Consider the following 13,442-nt stretch of genomic DNA (forward strand, 5'->3'; position numbering starts at 1 on the left):
TAAACGATCAAGGTTACTGCATGAAAAATAGGCTACCTGCAAGCGTAATGCAAGGCAACGTATTGTATCAGCATAAATTAAACTTAACCTTCCCATTATTAGCAGGCCGTTTTGGATGGCCATTTGTTAAAAGTACGATTTAACTTCTGTTAAACCAAATATTTTATTTGTTAGGGCCTGTTTAAATTTTTATCATAAGAAATACAATGCTTCTTTTATCGGTAAAAATTGATGTCTGATTGATGAGGTTGTTTAAACTTTTTGGTACCAATTAAATTTGATCCTCCCGGGATGCCTAGGTTTGGTGCCCATGCTTCTTTTACAGAGTAAAATTGGTGTTTGTATTTAATCACTAACTGGACCTATAAGGTTTTCAAAACCTTATAGGTCTTTAGTGATTTACCGAGTAAAATTGGTGTTTACATTTAATCGATCAAAAAAACAATGGTTAACATTTTTTAGGTGATAAAAGAAGCATCAACCTAAAAAATCAAAATTTAATGGCCAGCATTTTTAGGTGATAAAGGAAGCATCGGCCCCAAAAAAGAGGGCCAGAAAAAAGTTTAAACAACTTCGATCTTTAAATTAAAAGTTATGTAAAATAAGCATCATAAGTTTTTTGATTTAGACAAGTGTTTAATTGCTTACCAGTTAAACAAAAGTTTTATTGTTAAGTTGTATTACAACTATGAAACCTATAACTGTAATTATTGAGAGCCCGAAAGGGCAAGGCCATAAATATGACTTTGAGCCAGAAACAAAGTTTTTTAAGTTAAAAAAGGTTTTACCTGCAGGCTTGGTTTTTCCTTTCGATTTTGGTTTTATACCAAATACCAAAGGCGAAGATGGTGATCCGTTAGATGTTGTTGTGATTTCTGAAATTCCAACTTTTCCCGGTTGTTCTATGGATTGCAGGATAATTGGTTCAATCAAAGCTAATCAAACCGAAGAAAACGGTGAAACGGTTAGAAACGACCGGTTTTTAGCCGTACCGGAAGTTTCGCAATTGTTTAAAGAAGTAGATGATGTGGAACATTTGCCAGAAGGAATTATCAATCAGGTTGAAAATTTCTTTAAAAACTACAACGAGCAGGCCGGTAAAAAATTTGAACCTTTAGGAAGGATCAAAGCGCAGGAAGCTTTTGACATGATTGAGTTTGAAGATTAGCGGTAAATGTTATCAGAAAACCCGGTTATCCTAACCTTAAAAATTAATGATGACGCTGCCGCTTATTTTACAGAATTAAGAAAAAAACATTTTCCTGCAGAGCGTAATTATTTAGATGCACATTTAACTTTGTTTCATCATCTGCCACCAAATGAACCTGCAATTTTAGAGGTGGTAAAAACAGTATCTCTCCGGCAAAACCCAATGGTTTTACAAGTTATGCAAGTAGTAAGCATCGGCGCCGGTGTAGCTTTTAAGTTGCAAAGTGAAGCGTTGCTAATAATGCATAAAAACCTGCAACAACAATGGCAGGAATGGCTTACACCGCAAGATCAGCAAACCTTATGGCCACATATAACTGTTCAAAATAAAGTTGACAGGCAAAAGGCAGTTGGGTTACAACAAGAGTTGAGCAAAGATTTTAAACCTTTTGAAATACAAGGTTTAGGGTTAACAATTTGGGAATATTTGGGCGGGCCGTGGCAAAAAATAGAAACTTTAAATTTTGACGATCAGGTTTTGAACCAATAAAAAAGGCTGCATTTATTAAACGCAGCCTAAATTTAAAGTATTTATCTTACAGGCTTTCGGATTCCCTGTTTGCCTAACTTTCAGGCTTCTTTCCCATCATCTACTGGTCGGGATTTGCAATCCTCGTCCTTTGAACTTCGGATTTCTAATCCAATCTAAACTTTTTATCCGATAAAAACAGCATCAACAAAAAGGCCGCCTTTTACAGGCAACCTTTCGTAAATAAATCAAATTCTGTATGCTTATTCAAATTTTGTTATTCCGTTACTTTCTTACAAAACAATTCTCAATTATTATTCCGTCTGAACGTTCAAAATCTCTAACATTATCAGTTACCAATATCAGTTTGTTTTCAATTGCTGTTACGCCAATTAGCAAATCAAATTCATTGTGCATCGGTTTTCCAATATTTTTTAACCTTACCTTTTCTTTTGCATAAAGAGTTATCGCCCCAAATATTGGAATGATGGTTAGGCCATTTACAAAATTATCAACAGCTTGGTGTGCTATCGAAGGATTTGTGCTGTTCTCGGCACCGTAGCAAAGTTCTACAACTGTAATTTCAGAAATAAATCAGTTGTACACCACCTGCCGACAGTTCGCTGTCCAACAAAAACTTCTTAAATTTGACATATGAAAATTGCACTTCAATATGTAAATGATATAAATGGTAAGACACAAGCAGTGCAGCTATCATTGACTGAATGGGAAAAGGTGCTTAATAAGCTAAAAAAATATGAACAGGCTTTAAAATTAAAGTCAGACTTGAAGGAAACTTTTGAACAAATTGCTATCCTTAAAAAGACTAAAGAACATAAGCAAACTCTAAACGAGTTTTTAGATGAGCTTTAGTGTTATTCCAAGTGACAAGTTTAAACGTGAAGCAAAACGACTTGTTAAAAAGTTTCCATCTCTTAATCAAGAACTTGCGGAATTAAATTCCATACTCGAAAAAGAACCGGACAAGGGTACTGCTTTAGGAAGTGACATTTTCAAAATCCGCATTGTTATCAAAAGTAAGGGCAAAGGTAAAAGCGGTGGTGCCCGTGTGATAACTTATATAGTGACAGATAATAAAGAAGTTTATTTACTGACCATTTATGACAAATCAGAATTTGATACTGTTGATGACAAAACCATAAAAGCGATTATAGAAGACCTAAATGCTGACCAATAAGGCGAACGCACAATATGGGTTTGGCAAAAAACTGGCTGATGGAATAAACATCAACTTTTATTTTGCTATTTTGCTTTAGTTCCGGCAGAAGGAACAAAATTTAGTTGGTAAAAGAAGCATCAACATTTGAATATAAATTTAACTTTGGTTTGGTCTGACGTGTTTCAAATTCCAGTTCTTTGCCAAGCCTTTTCCGTTGTGCGCCATATTTCCGAACCGTTTAAAATGCTAAACAACCTTTTAAATTAATTATTTTATTAGACTATAATAATTTTCTAATTTTAAAAAAACGTTTACAATGAAAAAAGCAATCGTTACTTTTTATTCCATTTTTGCAACACTCTTAATGTTAGAGTTTCTGCTGACTGTTTGGTCAATTATTTTTCATAAATCATTTTTTTTGAGCGACACACTATTCAAGAATGACAACTTCATTATCCGCTTACTGATTCTTGTTGTTTGCTCATTGAGCTTACTTCAGATTTACCAATTGCTCATTAAAGGAAAAAATTTAACATCAATAAACTTTTGGATGTTATTGATGCTAAATTCCACATGCACCGTTTACTTAAAATATAGTAATGACTTTATTAATGCGGCTTATTTAAAAGTAAATACTGCTTTATTTTCAACAAGTTTCTTTATTTGGATAATGTTCCTTTTACTTGGAGTATCCTATAAGTCAATCACCTCAACTTTACTGAAAAGTCAAATAGCATTATAAGTCAAATTGTATCTTTTTATTTAGCTTTTTCTTTAAATAAATTCAGGACGAAGATAATACCTCCTGCTAGTCCGGATTTGTACTCCGGTCTTTCGAGTTTCAGATTTTAAATCTTTAAACTTTTATCCCAAAAAAACGGCATCAATAAAAAGACAATCTTTTCAGGTAGCCTTTCTATTTGTATTTTAATTTTCTACGTAGAAAGAAAATACAAATACTTATATCAAGCAATACCCATTAAAATTCAATTTCCTTACTCTTGAAATTCGTGTTTGCTTTGATATCAGCGATGATGAGTTCTTCTGCTGATTTTTGAGATGAAAATGCACCAAAAGAATTATAAAACCTGCTTTCAACAGTGTCGTTATCGTTTTTTAATAATTTTGAAAGGCTTTCAATTAACTCAATTTTATTTAGTGAACTTAAGCCTTTAAACAAATCGGTATAAGTTTCAATCAAGTGTTTGTCTGTAAAAGTCATTCTGTTTGATCTGTGTAATTAAAGTTACAGATTTTTCTTCACGCAAGAAATAAAAAATGTAGAAGCTAACTTCTTTCGCTTTACTTGAAATAAACTTTTATCCGATAAAAACAGCATCAATAAAAAGGCCGCCTTTTTACAAGCAGCCTGATTATATCTAATTCTAACTTTCGGATTTCCCGTCTTCCTAACTTTCTGACTTTTTCCCAATCATCTCCACAAAATCATCAAACAAATACCTTGAATCATGTGGGCCAGGAGAAGCTTCCGGGTGATACTGAACAGAAAAAGCTTTTTTACCTTTTACACGAATACCTTCAATCGAATTATCATTCAGGTTGATGTGCGTAATTTCTACTTTGTCAGAGTTTCTTACAGCATCTTGTACCACACCAAAACCATGATTTTGTGAAGTAACTTCGCAATGGTTTTTAATAATATTTTTAACCGGATGATTGATGCCGCGATGTCCGTTAAACATTTTCTGTGTTGGAATATCATTTGCTAAAGCCAGTAATTGATGGCCCAAACAAATACCAAACATTGGTTTATCAGCCTCTAAAATATTTTTTACTGTATTGATTGCATAATCCATTGCAGCAGGATCGCCGGGACCGTTGGAAATAAAGTAACCATCGGGAGCAAATTCCTGCATTTCTTCAAATGTAGTATAAGAAGGAAAAACACGTGCAAAAACACCACGCTCAGAAAAATTACGCAGGATGTTTTTCTTCACACCCAAATCTAAAACGGCAACCCGGTATTTAGAATTTTCATCACCAATATCATAAGTTTCATTAGTAGAAACCTGAGATGAAAGTTCAAGTCCTTCCATAGAAGGAACTTCGTTAAGCTTTGCTTTTAATGCATCCAAATCTAAAATTTCCGAAGAAATAATGGCATTCATGGCGCCTTTATCGCGGATATGGCGCACCAGTTCACGGGTATCAATATCAGAAATAGAAACGATATTTTGTTCCTGGAAGTAATCCTGGATAGATAAATCAGCCTCTTTGCGGCTGTACTGGATGTTGTAGTTCTTGCAAACCAGGCCTGCAATCTGGATCTGCCCGGATTCTGTTTCATCATGATGGATACCATAATTGCCGATATGCGCATTGGTGGTAACCATAATTTGCCCGAAGTAGGAAGGGTCGGTAAAAATTTCCTGGTAACCCGTCATGCCGGTATTAAAGCAAATTTCGCCTACCGTTGTACCGATTTTTCCGGCAGCTTTTCCATGGTAAACAGTACCGTCGGCCAGTAATAAAACTGCCGGAAGTTTGGTGAAGTTAGTCATGTCTTATCAAAAAAAAGGTGGATAAAAGAAGTATTCCCCAAAGGAAAAACAAGGGTGAAGCAGGCACGAAAAAATGAAAAAATAGCTTCTGAATTCACAGGGGACAAAGGTAGTTTTTCTGCCGGATTTTTAGAAACAGAATTTAATGATTTTACAAACGGTTATTCTACATTTACAGTTTTAAAAATACAGCTTAAAAGATTACAAGATGTCTGTAAACAAAGAAGTTAAGAGAATAACCACCAATACTTTGCAGGAAATGAAGCAGCGCGGTGAGAAGATTTCTATGCTTACCGCATACGATTTTTCGATGGCAACGATTGTAGAAGATGCCGGAATTGATGTGATGCTGGTTGGCGATTCGGCTTCCAACGTAATGGCCGGTCACGAAACTACCTTGCCCATAACGCTTGATCAGATGGTTTATCACGCTTCGTCTGTTGTTCGTGCAGCTAAAAAAGCGCTGGTGGTGGTAGATTTGCCTTTTGGTTCTTACCAGGGAAACTCTAAAGAAGCGCTGAATTCTGCTATCCGGATTATGAAAGAAGCCGGAGCGCACGCTGTAAAAATGGAAGGCGGAACGGAAATTGCAGAATCGGTTACCCGTATTCTGGCGGCTGGGATCCCGGTGATGGGACATTTAGGTTTAACGCCGCAATCCATTTACAAATTTGGAACTTATACGGTTAGGGCAAAGGAAGAAACAGAAGCGATGAAACTAAAATCAGATGCGTTGGCTTTGCAGGAATTAGGTTGTTTTGGTGTGGTACTGGAAAAAATACCCGCAAAATTAGCACAGGAAGTAACCGAAAGTCTTGCTATTCCAACCATTGGCATTGGTGCAGGTGGCAATTGCGACGGACAGGTTTTGGTAATCCACGATATGTTGGGCATGAACAAAGGGTTTAAACCACGCTTTTTACGCCAGTATGCTAACCTGTTTGAAGAGATGAGCGGCGCAGTAAAAGCTTATATTCAAGATGTAAAGTCGAAAGATTTCCCGGGAGAGAAGGAGCAGTATTGATTTTTTTTCGCCCTGCTGCCATTCCTCCTAACATCTGAATGCCAAGAGGAATGCTTTTTTTATCACCTAAAAATCAGAAGGGAAACCTTCTTTTTTCATTTCAGCGGCAGCATCTTCTACTTTTTTCGCCAGTTGGTTTTTATATTGAATGAGGTTTTGAACGAGATATTCATCTCCAACAGCTAAGATCTGTGCAGCTAAAATTCCAGCGTTTTTGGCTGCATTTAAAGCAACGGTTGCGACAGGAATACCATTTGGCATTTGCAGGATTGATAACACAGAATCCCAGCCATCAATAGAATTACCGGATTTAACCGGTACACCAATTACCGGCAAATGCGTAAGTGAAGCTACCATCCCGGGCAAATGTGCGGCACCGCCAGCACCGGCAATGATCACTTTTAAACCACGGTCGGCAGCAGATTTGGCATAACTAAACATGCGTTCAGGCGTGCGATGTGCTGAAACTACAGTTATTTCAAATGCTACGCCTAATTCTTGTAAAACATCGGCAGCATCCTGCATGACTGGCAAATCTGATTTGCTGCCCATAATGATGGCTACTTTAATAGTATTTTGTGTTTGGTTCATAGGCTGTAATTAATAGTTTATGGCCAAGATTACAAGTTCAACAATAATGGTCAGAGAATATTTATAGTAGCTTCTATCAACTATAAACTCTGAACAAACTTAACTCACCACCTTTAAAGTCTTCTGCACATACCGTGCTTTTTCAATCGCTTTCTCCCGATCGGCATCTATTGCCGTTACATGTCCCATTTTACGCATCGGTTTAGTTAAAGCTTTGCCATAAAGATGGACGTAAACGCCTTCCAGTTTTAAAATTTCTTCCAGATTTTGATAAACAGCTGGCCCTTCGTGTCCTTCTTCACCCAAAATGTTAACCATTACTGCATTATTCAGGCAAGCGGTATTGCCCAGTGGCTGATTAAAAATAGCGCGTAAATGCTGCTCAAATTGAGAAACCACATTGCCTTCTATGGTTTGATGGCCGCTGTTGTGCGTACGCGGTGCTAATTCGTTAACCAATATGTTTCCGTGTTTGTCCAGAAACATTTCTACCGCAAGTAAACCAACAATATTCAGTTTTTCTGCAATCTGGATGGCAATGTGTTCTGCCCTTTCATGAATTTCAAAGTTTAACAGCGACGGCGAAATCAGGAACTCCACTAAATTTGCTTCCGGGTTAAACTCCATTTCTACCATCGGAAAAGTTTTTACTTCGCCAAGTGCATTTCTGGCTACGATTACGGCAATCTCTTTTTCAAAATCAATCAATTCTTCAATTACGCTGGGTTCTGTAAAAGCATTTTCCAGATACGATTCATCCCAAACCTTGTAAACGCCACGTCCGTCGTAACCATCTTTTCTTAATTTCTGAATGTAAGGGTAATGAAAATGTTTTTCTTTTAGTTCCTCCACAGACGAAATGATCTTAAAAGCAGCAGTTGGAATATCGTTCTCTTTAAAAAACTGTTTTTGCAGGCCTTTGTCCTGGATGAGCCGGATAATACGCGATTGCGGGTAAACCAGTACGCCTTCTTTTTCTAATTGTGCCAGCGCATCTACGTTTACTTTTTCAATCTCAATCGTCAGCAAATCTGCTTGTTTGCCAAAATTGTAAACAGTTTCGTAATCGCTTAAAGAACCTACTACAAACTCGTCGCACAGCTTTTTACATGGCGCGTTGCGGTCGGGGTCAAGCACTTTAACCGTTACATTGTAATTAATGGCTTGCTGGATCAGCATTCGCCCTAACTGTCCGCCGCCTAAAATGCCAAGCTTTAAATCTCCGTAAAATGCTTTCATGTGCTGTTGCAAGTTTAAGGCAAAAATACGAATTAGACGAACCAATTTGCTTGTAACAGGCAATTTGCAGTAGTTAGCTGTATATTTGCCGCCTTACCAGATTTAATGTTAATGAAAACCAAAGTAGCAGTTGCCAAAGGGGATGGAATAGGACCGGAAATTATGGATGCCGTTCTTAACATTTTTAAAGCCAGCGGTGTGCAGTTGGATTATGAATTTGTGGAGATGGGAAAATCTTATTTTGATGCAGGCCACTCCACCGGCATGACTGCCCGAGCTAAAGAAACCATTGAAAACCTGGGGCTTTTATTTAAAGGCCCGATGGAAACACCAAAAGGTAAAGGTGTAAAAAGTATTAATGTTACTGCACGAAAAGTTTGGAACACTTATGCCAACCAACGCGATTTCAGGACATTAAACGGTGTAAATACAGTGTTTTCAAGGGCAGGCGTAAATATCAATTTAACTATCATCCGCGAAAACCTGGAAGATACTTATGGCGGTATCGAGCATTTGCTTACCAATGATGTTGCTGTTGCCCGCCGTATTATTACACGCCCCGGCTCAGAACAGGTAATTAAGTATGCTTTTGAAATGGCAAAGCGAAAAGGTTATACCAAATTAGCCTGCGGACATAAAGCCAATATCATGAAGCTAACGGATGGTATGTTCCTGGAAACATTTTATGAGATTGCTAAAAGTTACCCGGAAATACAAGCTACCGATATTATTGTTGATGATTTGTGCATGAAACTGGTTAGCCGGCCGGAAACTTTTGAAGCTATTGTATTGACCAATTTACAAGGCGATATTGTTTCTGATCTGTGTGCCGGTTTGGTTGGCGGTTTAGGTTTTGCACCTTCTGCTAACATTGGTGATTTTATTTCGATTTTTGAAGCCGTTCACGGAACTGCGCCGGATATTGCAGGCCGTAATATTGCTAATCCAACTGCTTTATTGTTATCCGGCGTAGCCATGCTGCGTTATTTAGGTTTAACAGAAAATGCCGCAACCATAGAAAATGCGCTGTTATATACCTTAGAGCAAGGCGTACATACCGGTGACTTTGGCGATAAAAATACGCCTTCCAGCAATACTACTGATTTTGCAAATGCCATTATTGCTAACCTGGGCAAAGCGCCGGAAAAAGGAAGCGCAGCATTACAGGCCAATTTTGAAAAGGCAACCAAAGCAGGCGAAAAACCAACCCGAAATAAAGTTACCGAAACGGAACCGGGCATCTCCGAAGAAATTATGGGCGCCGATATTTTTGTTGAAACTGTATTGCAGCCAAAACAATTAGCAGAACTGGCACAAAGCAAGCTAAACAATCAGTTTAAACTGGTGATGATTTCTAACCGCGGTACACAAATATGGCCAACAGGTTCTGTTTTTACTGAATTGACTAATCAATCACGCTTTCGTTTTGAGAAAAACGAAGGACAGGAAATCAACGCGAAAGATATTTTTAATCTGGCAGCTAATATTTCTGAGGTGATTAATGTTTGTTCTGTTGAGTTTCTGAAAAAATTTGGCGGCAAGCCAGGTTACTCGCTGGCACAGGGACAATAGTTCGATACCGATTTTTATGCCATAAAAGAAGCATTCAGTTTTAATTAGCCGGATGCTTTTTTTGTTGATCACCACTTGCTTGTTCCCCTTCGTTCCAGTGTTTATCAGCAGGAATAGTCATGCTTCTTTTATCGGCATAAAATTATTTCATTCCTGTTTCCCAATATCAAAAACAGGAAATTGCAAGGGTTGTTATGATGTTTCTCTTCACGCTGATACTTTATGAAAAACGTTTGCCTCTTTTTATTGCTTTTTTTTCTTGTCTTAACGTCAGCTTTCTCCCAAAATAACCCGCCGAACAATAAGAATTTATGGTATAAAAACAGCATCATCTATAATTTGGATGTACGTACTTTTAAGGATAGCAATGGTGATGGTTACGGGGATTTTAAAGGATTAACTTCTAAGCTGGATTATTTAAAAAATTTAGGCGTTGAGATAATCTGGCTTTCGCCTTTTCAGCCTTCTCCGCTTTTAGATGATGGTTACGACATCACCAATTTTTTTGGCATCGACCCAAAATGCGGCACAAAAAAAGATTTTGACGAATTTATGCAGCAGGCAAAAGCACACCATGTTCGGGTAATTATGGATATGGTGCTTAATCATACCTCCAACCAGCATCAATGGTTTCAGCAAGCCGAAAACAGCGATACTTCCAAATATCATTTCTGGTATGTTTGGACGAAAACCCGTCCGAAAGATTATAACAAAGGCATGGTTTTTCCGGGGGTCCAAAAAGAAATATGGTCCTTAGACCCCAAATTGAATGAATATTACTATCACCGTTTTTACAAGTTTCAGCCCGATTTAAACTACGATAACCCTATGGTTAAAGCAGAAGCATATCATATTTTAGGTTACTGGCTGAAGCAGGGAATGGATGGTTTTCGTTTGGACGCCGTGCCTTTTATTATTGAAGAAATGCGGCCGGGAGCAAAAAACCTGGGCCACGATTTTGATTTCATCACCCAGATGCGCCACTATGTACAAGCACAAAAACCAGATGCTTTTTTATTGGGTGAAGCCAATGTGCTGCCAAAGGAAAACCAGGATTATTTTGGTAAAAAAGGGGAACGCATGCAAATGCTGTTTAACTTTTTTGCTAACCAGCACCTTTTTTATGCTTTAGCAACCGGTAAGTTAGATGAGTATAAAAAAGCTTTACAAGAAACCGATAATATTCCGCCTGCCTCTCAATGGGCAAATTTTTTGCGGAACCACGATGAAGTAGATTTGGGCCGGTTAAGCAATGCACAACGCGAGCAGGTTTATCAAAAAATGGGTCCGCAAAAAAACATGCAGTTATATAACAGAGGAATCAGGCGGCGGCTCACTACGATGTTGCATAACTCTTTACAATTAAAAATGGCGTACAGCCTGTTGTTTTCTTTGCCGGGAACACCTGTCATGCGTTATGGCGATGAAATTGGAATGGGAGATGATTTAAACTTAAAAGAACGCTTGTCCGTAAGAACGCCAATGCAATGGTCGGATGAAAAAAATGCAGGGTTTACAAATGCAGCAAAACCTTTCCGTCCGGTAATTAGTCAGGGTGAATACAATTACCACTTGGTTAATGTGGCAACAGAGCAAAAAGAGCCAAAATCATTATACAACTGGATGGCAAAACTGATAAAAATAAGAAAAACCTGCCCCGAATTTAGTTTTGGAGAATGGGAAATTATTCCTTCCGGTTCGCCTGAAATCCTGGCTATTCAATATAATTATCTTGGAAAAACATTAATCACCTTACATAATTTCAGCAATAAAAGTGAGCAAGCAATGCTTTCTTTATCGCCCAAAAAACTAACCGATCTGCTGGAAAATAACACGAATAGCACGATAAACGGTAAATTTAAAACGGCTTTAAATGGTTATAGCTTTAAATGGTACCGTTTGAATTAGCGCCGAAAATATATCTTGACTGATGCTTCTTTTAGCAGGTAAAAATATTGGCAGCATTAAAAGCAAGATACTGATTCGTTGAATTTAACAAAAAATAAGATTGTACCTTTATACAGCAAAAATTGAAATATTAACCCTAAAACCGTTGTGCTATTGAATAAAATTGTACCTCCTGATGCCAAATGGGCCTTTGCCTTAATTACGCTGATTGCCTTAGGGTTTTTAATTATTGAAGGGAAGTTTATTCTTTGTCCGCTGGTTTTTGCCATGCTGTTCTCCCTGTTACTGCTTCCGGTTGGCAAGTACCTCGAAGAAAAATGGAAGCTGCACCGCAGCGCAGCTTCTATGGGCGCTGTTTTATTAATGCTGGCAATTGTTGCGCTGGTTTTATACCTGGTGGCTTCGCAAATTGCCGATTTGCTGGATGACTGGCCTCAGCTTCAATCGCAATTAACCAGTTCGTATTACCACTTGGTAGATTGGATCAAGACCAACTTCCATATAACTGCACGTCGACAAATGAATATTGTGCATAGTGCAACCAGCAAAATTTCTGATACGAACAGTGGTGATGCCATTAGTGTTACTGTGCTCACGGCATCTTCCGTTCTGATTTTCTGGGTTTTTGTTGTTATTGATACCTTCTTTCTGCTTTTTTACCGAAAACTGCTGCTGCAATTTTTAATCGCGATTTTTAAAAAGGAAAATGCCATAGCTGTTTACGAAGTAGTAGAACGCATTAAATACATGGTCAGTAAATATATTACCGGTTTATTACTCGAAATGATGGTTATTTCTACCATTTGCTGTACTGTTTTTTTAATTGGCGGCGTTCGGTATGCTTTATTGCTTGGGCTAATTACCGGGCTTTTTAACGTTATCCCTTATATTGGCATTGCAACAGCTTTGCTTATAAATGTGCTGATTACTTTAAGCACCACAGCCGCCATAAGCAAAATTCTTTTAGTGATTGTAACCATCGTTATCATTCATTTGATTGATAGTAACATTTTGCTGCCGATGATTGTTGGTTCACAGGTTCGCATCAATGCTTTGATTACCATTCTCGGTGTTATTTTGGGTGAAATGTTGTGGGGGATTCCGGGCATGTTTTTATCAATTCCAACCATTGCCATCCTGAAAATTATTTTTGACCGGGTCGAAAGTTTACAACCCTGGGGATTATTATTGGGTGATGAAATTATCCCGGAAAAGGAAATTGAAACCAAGGTTTTTGTGGAGGAAGAGGAAATTGCTTCAAAAACTGAAGCCAAGACGTTAGAAAGCTAAGTTGTTTGGAATAAATAAAAAGTTGCGATTTGTAAATAGAACAATTCAGAGAAAATATTAGAGATGAAACCTGTTTTTTTAATTCTGTCTTTTTTGCTTATAAGTCTATTAATACAAAAAAACCAATTAAGCCTTCTAAGGCTGGAAAGTTTATTGGAAAAACAATTTCGATTAAAGGATACGTTCATAATATCAAATCTAATTCAAAATCTCATACATTGTCGTTGGAACTTAGTGATCGAAGTAATACGAAAGAAGTATTAACACTCATCGTTCATAAAAAGAATTTTTCAAAAAATTACAATCGTTTTTATAAAAATCTAAAAAATCAGACGATTGATTTTACAGGTAGAGTTAAAAAAACAAATGGAAGGAATGTTGTATTTACAGAAGCAGACACGCTTAAAATTAATTTTGAAATTGAAGTTGTGCAGCAAT

The 13,442-nt window shown here is 37.5% G+C and carries 15 protein-coding genes; 10 read left to right on the plus strand and 5 right to left on the minus strand.

What is annotated here, in order from left to right; all coding sequences use genetic code 11:
* Positions 1-688 precede the first annotated feature (688 nt).
* Positions 689-1,168 carry an inorganic diphosphatase gene (locus tag GO621_RS16870; protein ID WP_157569203.1) on the plus strand — a complete coding sequence of 160 codons (480 nt, stop codon included), beginning with the start codon at positions 689-691 and terminating at the stop codon, positions 1,166-1,168.
* A gap of 6 nt (positions 1,169-1,174) precedes the next feature.
* A complete protein-coding gene (locus GO621_RS16875) occupies positions 1,175-1,699 on the plus strand; it encodes a 2'-5' RNA ligase family protein (RefSeq protein WP_157569205.1) in 525 nt (174 codons plus the stop codon).
* Between the two features lie 264 nt (positions 1,700-1,963).
* On the opposite strand, the gene GO621_RS19445 is transcribed toward GO621_RS16875, so the two are convergent.
* The gene (locus tag GO621_RS19445) at positions 1,964-2,269 is read right to left on the minus strand and encodes a PIN domain-containing protein (RefSeq protein ID WP_394350192.1); all 306 of its coding nucleotides are present in this window, start codon (positions 2,267-2,269) and stop codon (positions 1,964-1,966) included.
* A gap of 63 nt (positions 2,270-2,332) precedes the next feature.
* Here GO621_RS19445 and GO621_RS16880 point away from each other — a divergent pair, with 63 nt between their 5' ends.
* Together GO621_RS16880 and GO621_RS16885 are read left to right on the plus strand one after the other, a co-directional pair.
* Positions 2,333-2,551 carry a hypothetical protein gene (locus GO621_RS16880; protein ID WP_157569207.1) on the plus strand — a complete coding sequence of 73 codons (219 nt, stop codon included), beginning with the start codon at positions 2,333-2,335 and terminating at the stop codon, positions 2,549-2,551.
* The gene (locus GO621_RS16885; protein WP_157569209.1) at positions 2,541-2,876 is read left to right on the plus strand and encodes a type II toxin-antitoxin system RelE/ParE family toxin; all 336 of its coding nucleotides are present in this window, start codon (positions 2,541-2,543) and stop codon (positions 2,874-2,876) included. Before GO621_RS16880 ends, GO621_RS16885 begins: the two co-directional genes overlap by 11 nt.
* A gap of 961 nt (positions 2,877-3,837) precedes the next feature.
* Here the strand turns inward: GO621_RS16885 and GO621_RS16890 are convergent.
* On the minus strand, positions 3,838-4,080 hold the full coding sequence (locus tag GO621_RS16890; RefSeq protein WP_157569211.1) for a hypothetical protein: 243 nt from the start codon (positions 4,078-4,080) through the stop codon (positions 3,838-3,840).
* A 187-nt stretch (positions 4,081-4,267) separates the two neighbouring features.
* On the minus strand, positions 4,268-5,380 hold the full coding sequence (gene carA, locus GO621_RS16895) for a glutamine-hydrolyzing carbamoyl-phosphate synthase small subunit (RefSeq protein WP_157569220.1): 1,113 nt from the start codon (positions 5,378-5,380) through the stop codon (positions 4,268-4,270).
* Positions 5,381-5,434: 54 nt separating this feature from the next.
* On the opposite strand from carA, the gene GO621_RS16900 reads away from it, so the two are divergent.
* Together GO621_RS16900 and panB are read left to right on the plus strand one after the other, a co-directional pair.
* On the plus strand, positions 5,435-5,611 hold the full coding sequence (locus GO621_RS16900) for a hypothetical protein (protein ID WP_157569222.1): 177 nt from the start codon (positions 5,435-5,437) through the stop codon (positions 5,609-5,611).
* The gene (gene panB / locus GO621_RS16905; protein WP_157569224.1) at positions 5,589-6,404 is read left to right on the plus strand and encodes a 3-methyl-2-oxobutanoate hydroxymethyltransferase; all 816 of its coding nucleotides are present in this window, start codon (positions 5,589-5,591) and stop codon (positions 6,402-6,404) included. The genes GO621_RS16900 and panB overlap by 23 nt, the downstream gene beginning before the upstream one ends.
* 66 nt (positions 6,405-6,470) lie before the next feature.
* Here panB and purE read toward each other — a convergent pair whose 3' ends face one another.
* Both purE and GO621_RS16915 read right to left on the minus strand, forming a co-directional pair.
* Positions 6,471-6,995 carry a 5-(carboxyamino)imidazole ribonucleotide mutase gene (gene purE / locus GO621_RS16910; protein ID WP_157569226.1) on the minus strand — a complete coding sequence of 175 codons (525 nt, stop codon included), beginning with the start codon at positions 6,993-6,995 and terminating at the stop codon, positions 6,471-6,473.
* A 99-nt stretch (positions 6,996-7,094) separates the two neighbouring features.
* Complete coding sequence (locus tag GO621_RS16915) at positions 7,095-8,234, minus strand: 5-(carboxyamino)imidazole ribonucleotide synthase (RefSeq protein WP_157569228.1); 1,140 nt, start codon at positions 8,232-8,234, stop codon at positions 7,095-7,097.
* Between the two features lie 111 nt (positions 8,235-8,345).
* Between GO621_RS16915 and GO621_RS16920 the strand changes: the two genes are divergently transcribed.
* The 4 genes from GO621_RS16920 to GO621_RS19155 form a co-directional block, all read left to right on the plus strand.
* A complete protein-coding gene (locus GO621_RS16920) occupies positions 8,346-9,806 on the plus strand; it encodes an NADP-dependent isocitrate dehydrogenase (RefSeq protein WP_157569230.1) in 1,461 nt (486 codons plus the stop codon).
* A gap of 339 nt (positions 9,807-10,145) precedes the next feature.
* Positions 10,146-11,714: an alpha-amylase family protein gene (locus GO621_RS16925; protein ID WP_198170294.1), complete on the plus strand. Its 1,569-nt coding sequence runs from the start codon at positions 10,146-10,148 to the stop codon at positions 11,712-11,714.
* A 153-nt stretch (positions 11,715-11,867) separates the two neighbouring features.
* Positions 11,868-13,004 (plus strand): AI-2E family transporter, encoded by a 1,137-nt coding sequence (locus GO621_RS16930; protein WP_157569234.1) that lies wholly within the window; start codon positions 11,868-11,870, stop codon positions 13,002-13,004.
* A 224-nt stretch (positions 13,005-13,228) separates the two neighbouring features.
* Positions 13,229-13,442, plus strand: a 214-nt coding sequence (locus GO621_RS19155) for a hypothetical protein (protein WP_232335691.1), incomplete at its 3' end; no start/stop codon positions are given.

The sequence above is a fragment of the Mucilaginibacter arboris genome, from assembly GCF_009754915.1.
Classification (GTDB): Bacteria; Bacteroidota; Bacteroidia; order Sphingobacteriales; family Sphingobacteriaceae; genus Mucilaginibacter_A; species Mucilaginibacter_A arboris.